This window comes from Microcoleus sp. F4-D5 (assembly GCF_036704885.1).
Lineage (GTDB): Bacteria > Cyanobacteriota > Cyanobacteriia > Cyanobacteriales > Microcoleaceae > Microcoleus.
In genome coordinates this window covers 26,993-43,303 of sequence record NZ_JAUBSX010000029.1, presented here as the reverse complement: position 1 = coordinate 43,303, position 16,311 = coordinate 26,993, and the positions used below count along the sequence as shown (strand labels likewise).

Here is a 16,311-nt window from a genome sequence, read left to right as displayed (position 1 = left end):
AATTTATCTAAGGCGAATAAAATTTGCGCCGACACAACAAGATTCTGCCAAGATAATTCGCGACAGTACAAACTTTCGTCCGCCTGCGCGAGACTAGAAAAAAAAGGGGTAATAGAACCGGATTTGATGGGAGTCCCGGAAATGGAATACTCTCAAAGAAAATAAAAAAATTACGGCTGCGGGCAAGAGTTGACTGTATGATGCTAGGTGCTTCGTCTCGAAAGCGGTTGATAACGTTTTTTCAGCCGCTTTCTCGTTGCAGCCGTTAAACTCTTTCTCTTCAAACATGACTTTAAAACTGCGATGGCTGTTGCCGGCCGCCCTTAGCCTGTTCTCGATCGCCCTCCCTGCAAAAGCTGATACACTAACCTCTTGGCACTTCGATCCCAGGGAAAACCAACTCAATTTAACCACGGATTCAGGAGTTCAGCCGGAAGTCAAACTAATCGCAAACCCCACCCGCTTAGTAATTGATTTGCCGGGAATAGTCTTGGAATATCCCGAAACTCCTCAAAGCTACAACTCAGCTATTCAACAAATTAGAGTCGGGCAATTTGACACCGAAACTACCAGGTTAGTGGTACAATTAACTCCCGGTTATAAGTTAGACCCGCAAAAAATCCGAGTCATTAGAGAATCTGCCACTCGCTGGTCGTTTCAGTTGCCAAATCCCGAGCAAATAGCGGGCAACGAGTCTGTTCTACCTACAGCGATTACCCGGATAGAACAAACAACAGGTCAAATTACGCCCACTGTTGCTCCCGGAAATCATAGAAACTATTCCGCTGATTTGGGGATGTCAACAGGCTTGGAAATGACAGCCATCAAGCCTCAAATCGAAAGTGCGATCGAACAGTATAGATCCCTTAGCGCCGGAATGTTTTTTCTGGATTTAGATACAGGAAACTATTTGGATATCAAGGGCGATCGCATATTTCCGGCCGCGAGTACCATCAAGTTACCAATTCTGATTGCTTTTTATCAAGATGTAGATGCAGGCAAAGTTAGCCTAGACGAAACATTAGTTATGAAGTCCGAGTTGGTTGCCAGCGGTTCTGGAACTATGCAAGACGAACCAGATGGCACTCGGTTTAGCATCAGAGAAACCGTAGATAAAATGATTACCATCAGCGACAATACAGCCACCAACATGATTATTGAACGTTTGGGGGGAATTGCTAAACTCAACGAGCGTTTTCGCAGTTGGGGATTAACTGATACCAGAATTCGCAATTGGTTGGGAGATTTTCAAGGAACAAATACAACCAGTTCTGTGGATATGGTAAAGTTGCTGGCAATGCTGTCTGGCGATAAATTAGTCTCTGAATCCAGCCGGGAACAAGCTTTAGAATTACTGCGCCATACTACGACTAGAACGCTTTTGCCTTCCGGTTTAGGCCCCGGCGCAGTTATTGCTGACAAAACCGGAGATATCGGCTTTGTAGTTGGCGATGCTGGAATTATTGATATGCCGAATGGGAAGCGTTATTTAGCGGCAATTTTTGTCAAACGTCCTTACAATGACCCGATTGTGAGAGAGTTTGTCCGTCGAATTTCGCGGATTGTTTACAATTATTTAGATCGAGAGTCAGCAAAAGCATCGAATTAAAGCTAAGCAATCGGAGACTTTAAGATTGACTCGTTACAAGCCGCGAGGCACAGCCTCTGGATCTGCGTTACCAGGCAGAGCCTGGTAATGAGAGTATGGGACTCGTGGACTCGTTGGACTCGTTGGACTCGTTCCCAGGCTTTGCCTGGGAATAAATGTCAGGAGGCTCTGCCTCCAATAAACTAATTAGGATCGCGAATTAAATAACTTACAATTTTAATTGTTATGGTGGGATGGGCTCTTATAGCCCGTCCAAAAAGGGCGGGCTATAAGAGCCCACCCCACTTTCCTTGTGTAAGTTATTTAATTCTCATTCCTTAGTTATGGCTTAAGGAATTTCCGGACAAGCTTGGATGCGTTTGAGAAAACAAGCAACCATGTCTGCCCCAAAAAACGAGTCATTTGACCATTTATATCTATAGCCACCAGTCCAGTAAAAACCCATAGTAGATTCAGTATCGGGGGGGTCATACCACGACAAAAGCTCACCTCCACCAAACTCACAAATACTGGGTAAATTTCCTTCAGGAGCATTCAAGCCGCAAGGAATATCATCGCGTCTTTTGATTGTATATAGTTTGAGGATATCGTAGTAACTATCGGTTTCAGTTTGTGCCTTGTGCCATCCTACGCGATCGCTAAACTCTTGGCCTCTGCTTCTATCCGATTTTTCCGCACCCAAACTTTCCCAAATGCGTTTTTGTACGCTAAAGCCAAAACGACCCTGACTGTATATTGTCCAAAGTCGATCGATAATAAATAAATCTTCACAAGCTAAAGATTGAATATCTTCGTTTCTCAACCAGTTGTCCGAGCGATTAGCAGCTTGCAGCACCAGCTTGCGAGTGTGTTCGTCTGCTTTTTCCAATTCTTGACTTGCCAGTAAATATTGTAACGAGCTGTAATCTATTCCCGCCTCAGAAATTAATGAAAAAGATTGGAGTGCTTGTTCTACTTTGGTTTCGGTTTTTCGAGCAAGTAATTCATAAGCCGACCATTGGATTTGTTTGGATCGATCTTGAAGCGCTTGAATAACTACATCTAAACCCGATTCTCCATAATTTAATGCTTGAGAAAGAGCAATGATTCTAGATTCAATGTCTCCAGTGGCAAGTCGGCGCTTGACTCCTTCTATTCCGCCTAAAACAGCATCTGTAAGTGCTGCTGTATTGTTAGAGCCAAGCACGGCGTCGTATTCTCTTGGTTGAATAGACATGGGGATTGTTTTATCAAATTTTGACATCAGTTTAGCACAGGCTTATATATAAGGTGGCGATCGCAATTATCTTTAATACATAAAAAGCGAAAGCAAAGCAATCCCAGACTCTGAGATTGCTTCGCTTTCCTAGCTTTAGACAAATCAAACTACTATTCTTTGCGCTCGATGGCTACAGTCAAATGAGCCGCAACTGCCCCAACTGTAGCAAGTACAGCAGCAATTGGAAAGACTACCGATCCTGCAACGCCGCCTACCAATCCCGCCATCAGCGGAATGTCTGCCAAAGTCCGCCCTTGCGAGTTTTTGATGACGAGGCGGCGGAGTTTTCCTTGCTCAATTAACTCTTTGACTTTACCAATTACACTTTCGCCGCTAATCTTAAATTCTTCCACTCTGACTTTTTCCTCTGCTGCAAATTCTGAAGCGAATAAAGGAGTTTCAACTGTTGGGTTGGCTGAATTTCCGGCTGCTGCTGTTTCGTCTTGTAGAATCGTTACTTTTTGTTCTAGTTGTGAGTTCATTTTGTGTAAGGGCGGGTGAAAACCAACCGTTTAATTTGTATACCCTTATCTTCGGCGATCGCGCTTGGGAATGACAGGCCAGGAAACCCTACAATCTGCATTCGTACTTTCCACCCCCACACTTTTACTCAAAACATTATCTCTGTCTGGTTAGAAAAGGGCGGGTTTATCTCTTCCTAAAGGTAGAGAAAATATCTCTGGGAATACCCGCCCTTACTGATTATTTGTGTCGAATTAGCTCGTAAATTTCCACATAGTCTTTAGCTGGATATTTCCACGAATTATCGTAACTCATGCCTTGAAGCATGAGTTTTTCAAATTCATCATGATAGTCATACCACAATCCGATCGCGCGCTCGAGCGCCGACTCTAAAGCGTAGTAGTCGCTTTGGAAAAATACGTAACCGTTGCGTTCTTCCGGGAGGTGGCGGGTGTCGTAATCTCGATCGAACACAGTATTCACCAAACCGCCAACTCCCCGCACCACAGGAACAGTACCGTACCTCAACCCGATCATCTGAGTCAGCCCGCAGGGTTCGTAATTGCTGGGAACCACAATGATATCTCCACCCGCGTAAATTAAGTGCGACAGTTCCTCATTAAAACCTAGTTCTAAATGGCAGTCTGGATTATCATTTAAAAAGTATCTTTCGTGCTGGAAATGCGCGTTAATTCCCGCTTCCGTCGCGGAACCCAAAAGCACGAATTGCGCTCCCTTACTCAGAGAGTAATAAATTGCATGGTGGACGAGATGAACGCCTTTTTGGTCGTCCAAACGACCGATAAAGGTAATAATAGGCTTGTCAGCATCGCGCAGTAACAGCCGATCGCGCAAAGCTTTTTTAGTTTTGGCTTTTCCTGCCAAATCCTCCTGAGTGTAATGAGCCGGAAGATAGCGATCGCTCTCGGGATTCCACACATCATAATCAATGCCGTTGAGCACCCCGCGAAACTTATCTTGATATAAATGCAAAGTGTGGCCCAAACCGTAGCCAAACTCGCCGTGGTGAGCTTCCCAAGCGTGGTGCGGCGAAACTGTGGTGACAAAATTAGAGTACACAATGCCACCTTTCATAAAGTTGATGGCAAAAGGGTTAAAGTTATCTCGGAGGCGATCGTACTCAAAATAATAATCCTCTCGATTCAAACCCGTTGCTTGCAAAATATCGCTACCTCCCATGCCTTGATGTTTAAAATTGTGAATGGTATAGCAGACTCGCTGATATTCCATCCAATTGTATTTGTATATTTCAAAAAGCAAGACTGGCACTAAACCAGTTTGCCAATCGTGACAGTGAATCACATCGGGACGCTTGTTGCTTCTGAGCAAAAATTCCAAAGCGGCTTTGCTGAAAAATGCAAACCGCATATTGTCGTCATCGCAGCCGTAATAACAGCCACGGTTGAAAAAGTTATCTTGAGAGCGAGGTTCGATGAAAAAACACAACTGCCCGTGCACCCAGCCGCACAAGACATCGCAGAGGATTTCGCCACGGTACCAGGGCACCGCCAGATCCCGGTAGGCCTCGTGAAGTCCCCAAATGTGGTCGTACCTCATGCAGTCGTACTTGGGTAGAATAATCTCGACGCAGTGACCGGAATTCTGCAACTCCCGACTCAAACCGTAAACTACGTCGCCCAAACCCCCTGCTTTGATGACGGGGGCGCACTCCGAGGCAATTTGTACAATGTACATTTTTGTTCTCGCTCCTGGATGAATCAAAAAAATATTTTCTTAACTTGACAAAGTATATGATTTCTAGGCAGATAAGCAAGTCGGCCATTGGGAATACAGGGAAAATACGGGCTGCTAGCTGATGCTGAGAGGGATTTGGGCGATCGGACTGTTGCTTAAAATACAGGTACGGACACGGCACTGCCGTGTGCCTGATGTGCGAAAGTGTAATCGATGACCTGTTTTTCCAGGTTTTGCAACAATCAAACTAATTTGTCAAATCCATTCCTTTCGACCGATCGCATCTCGTGTCGCTGTCAATAACTCAACCCAAACTCATAGCATCATTTTCACATACTAATAATTTACCTTTCCCCTGATAAAACCAAACACAACCCTCCCCGCCGCCTTTGCCAAAATGACCTAATTTTCGATAATCTTCTTCAATCCCCTTGGTAAATCCTTTAACCAAATCGCAATCAGCTATCAAAGTTTCACTTTGTTTGAGTTCGACAACCTTAGCCGGTGAACTTGTAGCTGCTACAACAGTAGCTTTTTGCTCGCGCAAAGCTGTAATAGCAATTCTCCACCTACCGTCATTAGAAGCAGCCACTTGTCGCAATTTCAGTTTTTTAGCACCGATAACTACATTGTCAGAACAAAACTGAAATATACCGTCATCAAACTCCCACTGCTGTGCATCCGAAAGGTCGAGCGGCGTACAATGCAGGAAATTCCCTTTTTGTCTCGGTTCGAGCTTCACCGTACCAGTCCCTTGATATACGGGATCGCTGTAGTCCATTTCCGTTGTCAAAGATAGTTACTTATCTAAAACAATTTGAGCCATACTGTCTGAAACAATAGCCGGCTAAGATAGGCGCCTACTTCCAGAAATAGAGAACCAAGCAATAATATAGAAAAAGTCGATAAAATTTAAAACCTTGACAAATCAACTCTTTGGATGAAAACACCATGAGAGCTGACAAGCGTCCCCAACCGTGTGATGTAACCGTACATTCCGACAAAGGCTCCCTTGCCTTGCGCTTCCCCAAGCGCCACAACGCCCTCTGGGAGCAACTAGATGCTAAATCGCTTAACGGTAAGCCTAAGTGTCTGGGAATAGGCAAGTACGGCTACAAGGACAACCGAGACGACTGGAGGCGAGCTACCCAACTTGCAATCGCACTGGAAGCCGACCTCGACCATCCCGAATGCAAAAACTCTTTCACCCCTCAAACCAGAAACGGTCAAGCTTCTTCGGATGACTGGAAACATGAGCGAAGCGGTAAATAAGTTCATTGAGTTAATTAAGCAGGGCTGCGTTCAACACGACGGTATGCTCAATCCCATCGCCCGTTCAGAAGCAAAAAAGCCAGGGCCACAAAAGGTGCATAGTGCGAATGAAGCGATCGGGGTCACAGCAACAGAACCAAAACCGCCTTACTGGACGCAGGTGCTTACGAGGAAGGATATGATAGAGCGCGGGTTTAGCGCTTACAAGCTCGATAATATGCGCTATGGCACTTTCGTGCCGGACGGGTACAACAGACTGTGGTGGAAGGAAGCGATCTACAAAGGGCTGGAAGCTGTAACTAAATTGTTGGACATCTATTGACATTCTTCCCGGATTGTTGAGCAAATATAGTGGCGTAGTCTCTATCAATTGAGTTGATATCGAAAACACACCGTTCGTGACAGTTAGTATTGGAGATGCCGCAAAAGAGGACTAACTAAATCAAAGATTACCCAGGCATCGCCGGACAATCTGATACAATCAAACAAGAGTTGAGGAAAAAACTATTGTCAAGTACCTCCCACTCTCATCATCATCGTCCATCATTGGAGTCAACGAAAGAACTCTCCGACGTTGGGAAGAAAGCCCGTGAAAAATCCAAAAGCTTCTTGCCCTATTGGAACGAATCTTCTCATGAGATGTCCGAATGGTTGTCGTTGCCCACAAAAACCGATTGGCAAGATTCGGCTTTGACCAATACAAATGGAACAGCGAGCAAAACTGGTGTAAACTCGTGGTACTGAGCGAAACAAACCTTAGTCCAGAACAAGAAATCGTTGAAGACGTGCTTACAGTCCTCCACTTCTTCAGTAGTAGATTGTACTTCTGGCGAAAGTATAAAACTCAAATCTCTGAAGCTCAGGATTTACCCAGTCAGGAATTAAATAAAGTCTGGCGTCAATGGCTAGCAGCCTGTCGTTATTGTTTCAACCAAGCAATAGCAATGCAGCGAAAAAAGCGCTTAAGTAAGTTGCTGTTGCGTAACGAAGTTATGTGAAGTGATTTACCAGAATGGGTAAAAGAAACACCTTGTCACATCAGGCAAAATGCTATTTTTGATGCCGAGAGAGTATTTAAGGCAAGTTCAGACGCCAAGTTTCGTAGCATCAGAGATTACTCTCAAACCATCAAGTTTAACGATTCAAATTTCAAACAAGGCAGTTGGTATCCTTCCTTAACCAAAGGATTGACCTTCAAAGCTTCTGAGGTAATTCCTGATTGCGTTCGAGGTACTCAGTTAGTCTACTGCAAGGGTCGTTGGTTTGCAGTCAGGGTAAACGCATCTTAACTTGAACCCAAAATATGCTACAGTTAAATACGACTAATTTTTCATGTAGTTTGTTGTAGTTTATTGGTGATATCAATGGCAAGAGGTTTTAGTAAAGGTGTAACTTCCCAACAAAAACAAAAAGACTCATTGCCTTCAATGAATATTTTAAATACCAGTTTTTTCAAGCATTTTACCAACTTGAAAGACCCAAGAATAGAAAGAAGTAAAGAACACTTACTTAAAGATATTATCGCGATTGCGATTCTAGCTGTCTAGACTCGGTGCGGACGGATGGGTGGCAATAGAAGGCTATGGTAATGCCAAATATGAATGGTTAAAAAGCTTCCTAGAATTACCGAATGGAATACCATCTCATGACACATTTAGTAGAGTATTTGCCCTCATTGAACCGCAACAGTTTCAAGAATGTTTTTTGAGTTGGGTAAATTCGATAGTCGGGGAATTAAAACTAGATGTAATTGCCATTGATGGCAAAACAATGAAACAATCTTATGACCGAAATGACCAGCAAAAAGCTCTACATATAGTTAGTGCCTGGTCTTCATCTCATCAATTGGTTTTAGGACAAAAAAAAGTCCATAAAAAGTCTAACGAGCTGACAGCAATCCCGGAACTAATAGAAATGTTAGAAATTGCCGGAAGTGTAATAACCATAGATGCTATGGGCTGTCAAAAAGACATAACATCTCTGATTGTCAAGAAAAAAGGAGATTACATTTTAGCTTTAAAAGGGAATCAAAAACTCCTACACGAAGAGGTAAAAAACTGGTTTGAAGTGGCTCAAAAAACAGATTATTTAGGCAAAAAGTACAATTATTATGAACAAGTAGAAGCTGGATATCATCGAGTGGAAAAAATCCAAGTATGGACTGTTGATGTATCTGAGTTACCACCTCTACATAATCAAGAATTATGGAGTGGATTAAAAACAGTTGTCATGATAGTTAGTGAACGACGATTGTGGAATAAAACCACCACGCTCAGCTCGTTTTTACTTAAGTAGTTTAAGCAGTAATGCTGAGAGAATTGCTGGGGCTATCCGCAGTCACTGGGGCATTGAAAATAGCTTACATTGGACGCTTGATGTTACATTCTGTGAAGATAAAAGCCGGATTCGGAAACAGAACTCTCCCGAAAATTTTGCACTTCTACGCCGACTAGCTATAAATTTACTGAAACAAGAAAAAAATTCCGGCACCAAGTCTAAAAATGAAACGGTATCGAGCGGCAATGGACAATAATTATTTAGTTCAAATTTTAAACTCTGCCAGTTAACACTCGAAATCTAATACCAATCTAAGAAGAAAAATTATCCGGCTTTAAGAAGTTCAGAAAATCTTAAGGCTCTGGTTTGATCTGCTCAAGTGGGGTTAAAGTTAAGAATTTTAAGAAGGTTTTTTGAGTTATTTAGTCATGCACAAATTCACTTTTTTGTCAAATTAATTTAGATGCGTTTACCCTGGGTTTGCAGTGTTTCCTGTGCCAGTGACTGTGCAGCCTACGGTAGCAACAGGAATTATTGCATTAGATCCGGGTGTAAGAACATTTATGACCGGATTTGATGGCAATAAATTCATTGAGTTGGGAGGTGGTGACATGGGACGAATAGCTCGTCTGTGCCAACACTTAGATAACTTAATGAGCCGAATATCTCAAGCCGGGAAACGGCGCAGAAAACGGATGATACAAGCGGCTCATCGCATGACAATACGCATTCGTAATTTAGTATACGAATGCCAAAAACAAACCGCTTGCTATTTAACTAGCAACTATCGGGTCATATTTATTCCTACTTTTGAGTCTTCCCAAATGGTAGCCAAATCACGAAGAAAGATTCGTTCAAAAACTGCTAGAGCGATGTTGACTTGGGCGCATTACAGATTCAAACAAACCATCAAACATCAGGCAAATATCAGAAACGCCAGCGTGATTGATGTAACTGAAGAATACACGTCTAAAACTTGTACCCATTGTGGTCACGTGCATCAAAAGTTAGGTGGTTCTAAAGTCTTTACTTGCCCTGACTGTGGCTACTCAATCCCACGGGATTATAATGGCGCTTTTGGTATTTTACTGAAAGCTTTGCGGGATACCGCCTCTATCTCCTATGAGGATGATAGTGCTATCGTTACTTTGTCCGGTAATAGCCGGGTAACTGTCGCGTAAATGTATCAGTTAGGTGTCTCTACCAAAACCTTAAGACGTTGGGCGGACTCAGGCAAGATTAAATCAGAGCGGTCGCCCACTGGTCAGAGAAGATTCTTCTTAGCTGACATCAAACGTATCACACCGCGAGAACTAGATCGACTCGACGATCGCATCACTATCAACTATGCCCGCGTCAGCAGCCACGACCAAAAACAAGACCTTGTTCGACAGGCTCAAGTTTTAGAGGCGTTTAGCAGTGCTAATGGCTGGCAGTTTGAAACAATTCAAGACTTAGGTAGTGGTTTGAACTACCAAAAAAAAGGACTGCAAAAACTACTAAAACGCATTATGCAAGGTGACGTTGCCAGATTGGTAATAACTGAGAGCTTGCACCATTCTCAATTAGCCCTTGCATTTTGTGCCAAAATGTGAAAAAAATGACGTATCAACAAGGTGATAAGTTAATGTTAACCATCCTTAATTACGCTCGATCGTTAGTCTATACCTTGATGGATTTAATGCCAAGCAAATATCAACAAAAAAGTCGGCGAGCAAAGCTCAGGTCTATTTCTGGAAGCAACAGGACAAAGTTTACCGTTTCTCTCTCAAACAGTAAGTGCCAGCGCGGTTAGTCGCTTCCTCAATCATTACCAATGGTCATTCCGCGCAGTAATTCGAGTTGTGCGGGCAGATATAATCAGGCAAGTCAAAGCCGAAAAAGGACTTGGGAGGCGACCAATTCTGACGGTAATTTTGGAGATGACACCCTCGAAAAAACTGGTAAGTTCTCAGGGTTATGGAAACTAATTAGAGTCTATAATGGTAAACGAGGATTGCACCTGTTAGTCCTCTACATACTTGTGGGAATAAGTCGAGTACCTTGGGGTTCCGAGTCGATCGGGGCAAGAGAGAGTTGGCACCGATAAAACTCGGTCAAAGATTGCTAAAAACTCTGCCAAAAACCTTAACAGCACATTATGAAATTAGAGTATTAGGTGATAGCAAATTTGGCAGTATAGAAATGCTAAAATGGGTGAAAAAACAACCACGTACAAGTGGTATTTTTGGGATGAGGAGCGATCGGAGGTTGGCAGGTGCGCGGCAGGTAAACCAAGGACTGCAAAGGGGTCAGCAAGTAGTGCTGCAAGGACTAAACTTTCCAGTCACCCTATCTTGGTATTGGCTCAAACGGGATGATGGCAGTCTCGAAAAATGCTTTGTAATTTCGACAAAACCTCGATCTGCTGTCTACATTACTCGACTCGGTAGAAGACGTTGGCAGATTGAAGGATTCTTTAAGACTGTGAAACATCGGTTTGGTTTGCATCGGGAAAGGACAAAGCACTTTATTGGGAGTTGATCGGTGGCTAGTATTATCTTTTATTGCCTACTTTCTCGCCTTCTGGGCGTATCTAGCATCGGGAAAAACTACCTTGCCAGATTGGGGAGACGCGGCGCTACTGGCGAGAGAAACTTTGTTTGCATCTCTAGTAGTTTTGGGGCTGTTAATTAATATCGATCGCACCCAGAGTTTAGATCCTGGGCAGGGTTTTGACATCACTGTTAGTGGTTGGCAGTATGGCTAATTGAGAATGGTGCAAGGTCTCAGATGTAACGGAATGAGAATCTGCGTCCCCTAGGGTCGAGGGCGTATACGGTGTGGTGTCCCTGGAAAATTTCTAGAATTTGCCGATCGCCAAAGTAAGCTAGCTCAACACCTGAAAGGATGTAAATACCTTGTTCCGCTAGAAAGTGTCTAGAAAAAGAGGGATGAGGGGCTTAAAATAACGTAAATATGTAAATTTATTCCACATCAAGCAATGCTTACTGAAATTTTTCCCTTTAGTTTTGCCATAGATGCAACTGCGATCGCGGGTGCGTCCTTGTGGTCTTTAGCCCTGTACTGGGGCCTGTCGCCCCTCACTGAATGGGTAATTCTGCAACTCAACCGCTGGATGAATTTTGCGGAAAGATCCCTCTACACCTCGGAAGCCGAGTTTGAAAGAACCCGCCAAGCCAGAGAAGCTCAAAATGCTTTTTACGCTTCGCTGTTAAGCATTCTGCCCTTTTTGATTGTCGGCGGATTGTGCAATTGGGGCGTCGAATTGTCTCTGGGCACTGGTTGGGCGGTATCGATGGGTACGATCGCCTGTATTGGCGGCGGCGTGTACGAGCTCGGCCGCCGAGACGGTCAATCTTAAGCGATTTTAGATTTGGGATTTGGGATTTGGGATTTGGGATTGCTCAAAATATTCGGAGATTTGCCAGCCTCTAGAATTGCTAGTCATCTCAAATCCAAAACTCCAACTCTCAAATAAATATGACATTTCCCGTTTATTTATCGATCGCGCCTCAAACAAAATTAGCAATGTATTTTAACCGTAAGCTGACTCAGGATGTTTACCCAAAAGTCGCAGTTGTCGTTCAGTAGCGGTACCGAGAATTTCGGGATTGAACTGCCACGGCCAAGGCGAAAATTTCTGCGCGATGTCGCGGTGGGAATAATGGACTTGCAGCATATAACGAGTGCGATCGGTTGTCGTATTTCTGCCGCCGGAATGCCAAATTTCACTGCGAAAAAATAGCACATCTCCAGCGTTGCACAATACTGGTTCTGCGGAGTGTCCGTTCCAAGTTTCTTCCCCGCGATCTGGTTTGCGACCAGACTTGTGACTGCCGGGAATAATATAGGTAGGACAGAGGTCTTCTGTGACATCGCTGAAGTAAAAATGCGCCGTGCAAATCAATACCGGGAGTTGAAAAGTCGGATCGGCAAACACGCTTTCGGGCAAAGGTACAAATACGCGATCGGCATGAATCCGCCAACCGTCATAACCGGGCTCGCTTTTCCACGCAGTCATGCCAATAATATGGCAATCGCTGCCCATTAATGCTTCGGCTAATTCAATGATACCCGGTCGATCGGCATAGGAAAGCCACAGCCGATCCCGATTAAAAACGCATTTAAAATGATGGTTTAATTCACTCCAACTGCTGCCGTCGAGTCCGAAGGGTTGCAGGCGATCGAGTGCTTCCTTGGTTTGCGCCACTTCCGACGGACTCAGTACACCAGGAATCAGCGCAAAACCATCTTCATGCACTGCTTCTGCTAGACCTGCGGTATCGAAAAGATCGCAAGTCTTTTGCCGATAGCTGAAAAATTCGCTTAACGTGCTGGCGTTCATAATTCAAAAAGTAAAATTATTAACTGTTATTAAATTAACACTTATTCTGCTCGATACTTGCATACCATGAAACCAGTCACCCGGCTTATTGGTACATCAGAACTTACACAAAATTTAATTATCTAAGGCAAGCACTGCTCGCATTACTTCTAGTTTGGGGATAAATCAAATGAAATACCAACCAGAACTAACCTCATTAAATCAAGCCCGCGCCGCCTTCCAAAAAATCTGGGGATACGAGGATTTTCGACCACCGCAAGGAGAAATAGTTAGCAGTTTATTAGCAGGAAAAGATACAATTATAATTATGCCGACAGGTGGTGGCAAATCTATCTGCTTTCAACTGCCAGCCTTGTTGCAAACAGGCTTAACTTTAGTGGTTTCGCCGCTAGTCGCACTGATGGAAAATCAAGTGCAAGAATTGCGCGATCGCAATCTGCCCGCTTCCCTACTCCACAGTCAATTGCCAACACAGCAGCGCCGACAAACTATGCAATCGCTGCAACAAAACAAATTAAGATTGCTGTACCTGTCTCCCGAAACATTACTCAGCAAACCTGTTTGGGAAATTATCACTCAGCCCCACATCCAAATCAACGGTTTAATATTAGATGAAGCTCACTGTTTAGTGCAGTGGGGCGATACATTCCGACCAGCTTACCGCCGTTTGGGAACAGTGCGACCTGCTTTGTTGAAAGCTAAACCAGCAAACAGTAAAATTGCGATCGCCGCTTTCACCGCTACCGCCAACCCCGAAGCACAGCAGACAATCAAAAATGTGTTGCAACTGCACAAGCCAGAAGCATTTCTGCTAAGTCCGTACCGTTCTAACCTGCACCTGCAAGTGCAAACAGTCTGGACGCTGAGAGGACGCAAACAGCAGTTATTGAATTTTATCAAAGCTCGACCAAAACAAGCAGGTTTAGTCTATGTCCGCACGAGAAAAGATAGCGAAAGCTTGGCGGATTTGTTGAAAGCAGCAGGTTATGAAACAGCAGCATATCATGCAGGTTTAAGTCCAGAATTACGAAGAAAAATAGAAACAGCTTGGCTCAACAATGACCTTAAATTTGTGACTTGTACCTCAGCATTCGGGATGGGAATTAACAAGCCAGATGTCCGGTGGGTTGTTCACTTTCAAGCACCTTTGCTATTATCGGAATACATTCAGGAAATTGGTAGAGGCGGACGCGACGGCAAATCGGCGATCGCCCTGACATTGATTAGCGAACCGACGGGTTTTCTTTATCCCGAAGATAAACAAAGAGCACAATTTTTTCAAGATAAATTGCGATCGCAATACCGAGAAGCTCAGCAATTAGCCAAAAAACTGCCAGTTAAAGGGGATATAGAAGCAGTTTCCCGCGAATTTCCCGAAAGCGCGATCGCCCTTTCGATTCTCCACAGCAGCGGACAATTAACATGGCAAGATCCTTTTAATTATGCGATCGATAAATCCGCACAGCAAAAAGGCGAAAAATCAAATTTTACCGCAGCGGCAGAAATGGCAAAATATATCAAACATCGCGAGTGTAGGTGGCAATTTTTGCTGCAAGCTTTTGGCTTTACCAAGGAAGCTACATCAATGCGGTGCGGTCACTGTGACAACTGTCGATAGAATTGACCAGTATACTCAAACGACTTAAGCACTCCGACCCAAAAAACCGGGTTTTTTACCGAGTGTGCGGCCCCAAACTAAGTATTGCTGTGAAACAACCCGGTTTCTCGCTACCCGTGCGATCGCGAACTAACTCACAGATGTTATGATTAAGATATTTGCTTTACAGAATTGGCAAAAAATAGTAAAAAGTAAATGATAGAAACAGACAGTGCGGCACAGATTTACACAGTAGAAAATACAGAGGAATTAGATAGCAGTAATGTCAATCAGCGATTAGATATTTGGCTGTCAAACCAGATACCGGACTTATCCCGATCGCGCATCCAAACTCTCATATCACAAGGCAATGTCAAAGTCAACGACGAAACCTGCACCTCGAAAAAAATATCAGTAAAAACGGGCGATCGCATCCACCTCACTTTACCGGAAGCCCAGCCCACAAAGTTGCAGCCCGAAGCAATTCCCCTCGACATTCTCTACGAAGACGACAGCCTAATTATCATCAACAAACCAGCCGGATTAGTCGTCCACCCAGCCGCCGGCCACGCAGACGGTACATTAGTCAACGCCCTCTTAGCCCACTGTCCTCTAGCAGAAATAGGCGGAGTTCAGCGGCCGGGAATCGTGCACAGATTAGACAAAGATACAACGGGTGCGATCGCGATCGCCAAAACCGACATTGCCCACCAACACCTGCAAGCCCAACTCAAAACCAAAACCGCCCGCCGGGAGTATTTAGGCGTAGTTTACGGCACTCCCAGCACCGAAACAGGCACCATAGACCTACCCATCGGGCGGCATCCCACAGACCGCAAAAAAATGGCGGTAGTACCAGTAGAAAAAGGCGGCCGCCCCGCAGTTACTCACTGGACAATCAAAGAAAGAATCGGCAACTATTGCTTAATGCACTATCAATTAGAAACCGGCCGCACCCATCAAATTCGCGTGCATACAGCGGAAATAAAACATCCCATTGTCGGCGACCCGATGTACAGTTCCAACCGTTCCATCGGCGTCAATTTAACCGGACAAGCCCTCCACGCATGGCGGCTGACATTGCAGCATCCCGTAACAGGAGAATTAATAGAGGCGATCGCACCTTTACCCGATCAATTCAACACGCTGCTAAAAATATTGCGGTTGCGAGCTAATATTTGATATTTTGGGCAGTTAACACTGGTAATTTCTATGTCGAAATTTGAGGAACTTTGCAAAGCTTATGCCGCATCCCGGCAAGCATACCGCGAATCCTGCGAAGCTTGTCAGGATTTTAGTGAAATTTTTATCAAGCAAATGAGCGATTATTTGGAATGCCAAATTGAAAAACAAAATCAGAAGTTTGACGGAGATGGCGTACTGCATTTTAATGGTATTATAAATATCTGTGAAAATCCCGAAAATCCCGAAAAGGGCGAGCGCGAAACAGTCACAATATATTTGAGCCTTAACAAAGTTATTGACAATTTCATTGTGACTGTTTATCCTTGGGGTCACGACTTCAAGATTCTCGTCGATGAACTCAGACACTTTGAAGAAGCTTATGAATACATTTTTGATACACTCAAATCAGCTTTTACGGGTGTAAGTCTGTTACCGTCAGAACCAGATCCTGTACATTTTTAGTCACTAAAGTTATTTCTATAAAAATTTTTTGCCCTTCCTTTTTTCTTCATTCAACTTCTTGCCTAAATCTTTGATGCAAGAGGGAAACCGCAGATGAAAGCAGAGCAACGCAGATGAACGCAGAT

The 16,311-nt window shown here is 44.0% G+C and carries 15 protein-coding genes and 5 pseudogenes; 15 read left to right on the top strand and 5 right to left on the bottom strand.

Annotated features, from left to right (window positions below; translation table 11 throughout):
• Positions 1-286: 286 nt before the first annotated feature.
• Complete coding sequence (locus QUA80_RS15475; protein ID WP_333425877.1) at positions 287-1,609, top strand: serine hydrolase; 1,323 nt, start codon at positions 287-289, stop codon at positions 1,607-1,609.
• A 328-nt stretch (positions 1,610-1,937) separates the two neighbouring features.
• On the opposite strand, the gene QUA80_RS15470 is transcribed toward QUA80_RS15475, so the two are convergent.
• The 4 genes from QUA80_RS15470 to QUA80_RS15455 all read right to left on the bottom strand — a co-directional run bounded on the left by QUA80_RS15470 (position 1,938) and on the right by QUA80_RS15455 (position 5,826).
• The gene (locus QUA80_RS15470) at positions 1,938-2,825 is read right to left on the bottom strand and encodes a GUN4 domain-containing protein (protein ID WP_333425875.1); all 888 of its coding nucleotides are present in this window, start codon (positions 2,823-2,825) and stop codon (positions 1,938-1,940) included.
• A 152-nt stretch (positions 2,826-2,977) separates the two neighbouring features.
• A complete protein-coding gene (locus tag QUA80_RS15465; protein WP_333425873.1) occupies positions 2,978-3,349 on the bottom strand; it encodes a DUF4342 domain-containing protein in 372 nt (123 codons plus the stop codon).
• Positions 3,350-3,569: 220 nt separating this feature from the next.
• Complete coding sequence (gene glgA / locus QUA80_RS15460; protein WP_333425871.1) at positions 3,570-5,045, bottom strand: glycogen synthase GlgA; 1,476 nt, start codon at positions 5,043-5,045, stop codon at positions 3,570-3,572.
• Between the two features lie 304 nt (positions 5,046-5,349).
• Positions 5,350-5,826 (bottom strand): AIM24 family protein, encoded by a 477-nt coding sequence (locus QUA80_RS15455; protein ID WP_333425870.1) that lies wholly within the window; start codon positions 5,824-5,826, stop codon positions 5,350-5,352.
• 170 nt (positions 5,827-5,996) lie between these two features.
• Between QUA80_RS15455 and QUA80_RS15450 the strand changes: the two genes are divergently transcribed.
• The 11 genes and pseudogenes from QUA80_RS15450 to QUA80_RS15405 all read left to right on the top strand — a co-directional run bounded on the left by QUA80_RS15450 (position 5,997) and on the right by QUA80_RS15405 (position 11,958).
• Entirely contained in the window at positions 5,997-6,317 is a 321-nt protein-coding gene (locus QUA80_RS15450; RefSeq protein WP_333425868.1) for a hypothetical protein, read from the top strand.
• The gene (locus QUA80_RS15445) at positions 6,298-6,639 is read left to right on the top strand and encodes a hypothetical protein (protein WP_333425866.1); all 342 of its coding nucleotides are present in this window, start codon (positions 6,298-6,300) and stop codon (positions 6,637-6,639) included. The genes QUA80_RS15450 and QUA80_RS15445 overlap by 20 nt, the downstream gene beginning before the upstream one ends.
• 271 nt (positions 6,640-6,910) lie before the next feature.
• A pseudogene (locus tag QUA80_RS15440) lies at positions 6,911-7,189 on the top strand (IS607 family transposase); the annotation flags it as partial.
• Positions 7,095-7,588: pseudogene (locus QUA80_RS15435) on the top strand (helix-turn-helix domain-containing protein); the annotation flags it as partial. The pseudogenes QUA80_RS15440 and QUA80_RS15435, both read left to right, overlap by 95 nt.
• 93 nt (positions 7,589-7,681) lie before the next feature.
• Positions 7,682-8,884 (top strand): annotated as a pseudogene (locus QUA80_RS15430) (ISAs1 family transposase).
• A gap of 189 nt (positions 8,885-9,073) precedes the next feature.
• A pseudogene (locus QUA80_RS15425) lies at positions 9,074-9,775 on the top strand (RNA-guided endonuclease InsQ/TnpB family protein); the annotation flags it as partial.
• Positions 9,776-10,177 (top strand): annotated as a pseudogene (locus tag QUA80_RS15420) (IS607 family transposase); the annotation flags it as partial. It abuts the pseudogene before it with no gap.
• Between the two features lie 70 nt (positions 10,178-10,247).
• The gene (locus QUA80_RS33815) at positions 10,248-10,373 is read left to right on the top strand and encodes a terminase gpP N-terminus-related DNA-binding protein (protein ID WP_445302243.1); all 126 of its coding nucleotides are present in this window, start codon (positions 10,248-10,250) and stop codon (positions 10,371-10,373) included.
• Between the two features lie 297 nt (positions 10,374-10,670).
• The gene (locus QUA80_RS15415) at positions 10,671-11,117 is read left to right on the top strand and encodes a transposase (protein WP_333425863.1); all 447 of its coding nucleotides are present in this window, start codon (positions 10,671-10,673) and stop codon (positions 11,115-11,117) included.
• Entirely contained in the window at positions 11,107-11,343 is a 237-nt protein-coding gene (locus tag QUA80_RS15410; protein WP_333425861.1) for a hypothetical protein, read from the top strand. Before QUA80_RS15415 ends, QUA80_RS15410 begins: the two co-directional genes overlap by 11 nt.
• A gap of 234 nt (positions 11,344-11,577) precedes the next feature.
• Positions 11,578-11,958, top strand: a complete 381-nt coding sequence (locus QUA80_RS15405) for a hypothetical protein (RefSeq protein WP_333046563.1) — start codon at positions 11,578-11,580, stop codon at positions 11,956-11,958.
• A gap of 174 nt (positions 11,959-12,132) precedes the next feature.
• Here QUA80_RS15405 and QUA80_RS15400 read toward each other — a convergent pair whose 3' ends face one another.
• The gene (locus tag QUA80_RS15400; RefSeq protein ID WP_333425859.1) at positions 12,133-12,942 is read right to left on the bottom strand and encodes a phytanoyl-CoA dioxygenase family protein; all 810 of its coding nucleotides are present in this window, start codon (positions 12,940-12,942) and stop codon (positions 12,133-12,135) included.
• A 169-nt stretch (positions 12,943-13,111) separates the two neighbouring features.
• Between QUA80_RS15400 and QUA80_RS15395 the strand changes: the two genes are divergently transcribed.
• The 3 genes from QUA80_RS15395 (at position 13,112) to QUA80_RS15385 (ending at position 16,186) form a co-directional block, all read left to right on the top strand.
• Complete coding sequence (locus tag QUA80_RS15395; RefSeq protein ID WP_333425857.1) at positions 13,112-14,560, top strand: RecQ family ATP-dependent DNA helicase; 1,449 nt, start codon at positions 13,112-13,114, stop codon at positions 14,558-14,560.
• Between the two features lie 195 nt (positions 14,561-14,755).
• Complete coding sequence (locus QUA80_RS15390; protein ID WP_333425855.1) at positions 14,756-15,721, top strand: RluA family pseudouridine synthase; 966 nt, start codon at positions 14,756-14,758, stop codon at positions 15,719-15,721.
• Between the two features lie 30 nt (positions 15,722-15,751).
• On the top strand, positions 15,752-16,186 hold the full coding sequence (locus QUA80_RS15385) for a hypothetical protein (protein WP_333425853.1): 435 nt from the start codon (positions 15,752-15,754) through the stop codon (positions 16,184-16,186).
• The last annotated feature ends 125 nt before the right edge of the window (positions 16,187-16,311 follow it).

Excerpts from the sequence above, each read along its gene's own strand:
- QUA80_RS15445 (WP_333425866.1), top strand. The coding sequence starts at position 6,298 with ATGAGCGAAGCGGTAAATAAGTTCATTGAGTTAATTAAGCAGGGCTGC.
- QUA80_RS15465 (WP_333425873.1), bottom strand. The coding sequence starts at position 3,349 with ATGAACTCACAACTAGAACAAAAAGTAACGATTCTACAAGACGAAACA.
- QUA80_RS15470 (WP_333425875.1), bottom strand. The coding sequence starts at position 2,825 with ATGTCTATTCAACCAAGAGAATACGACGCCGTGCTTGGCTCTAACAAT.
- glgA (WP_333425871.1), bottom strand. The coding sequence starts at position 5,045 with ATGTACATTGTACAAATTGCCTCGGAGTGCGCCCCCGTCATCAAAGCA.
- QUA80_RS15475 (WP_333425877.1), top strand. The coding sequence starts at position 287 with ATGACTTTAAAACTGCGATGGCTGTTGCCGGCCGCCCTTAGCCTGTTC.
- QUA80_RS15450 (WP_333425868.1), top strand. The coding sequence starts at position 5,997 with ATGAGAGCTGACAAGCGTCCCCAACCGTGTGATGTAACCGTACATTCC.
- QUA80_RS15405 (WP_333046563.1), top strand. The coding sequence starts at position 11,578 with ATGCTTACTGAAATTTTTCCCTTTAGTTTTGCCATAGATGCAACTGCG.
- QUA80_RS15385 (WP_333425853.1), top strand. The coding sequence starts at position 15,752 with ATGTCGAAATTTGAGGAACTTTGCAAAGCTTATGCCGCATCCCGGCAA.
- QUA80_RS15395 (WP_333425857.1), top strand. The coding sequence starts at position 13,112 with ATGAAATACCAACCAGAACTAACCTCATTAAATCAAGCCCGCGCCGCC.
- QUA80_RS15390 (WP_333425855.1), top strand. The coding sequence starts at position 14,756 with ATGATAGAAACAGACAGTGCGGCACAGATTTACACAGTAGAAAATACA.
- QUA80_RS15400 (WP_333425859.1), bottom strand. The coding sequence starts at position 12,942 with ATGAACGCCAGCACGTTAAGCGAATTTTTCAGCTATCGGCAAAAGACT.
- QUA80_RS15455 (WP_333425870.1), bottom strand. The coding sequence starts at position 5,826 with ATGGACTACAGCGATCCCGTATATCAAGGGACTGGTACGGTGAAGCTC.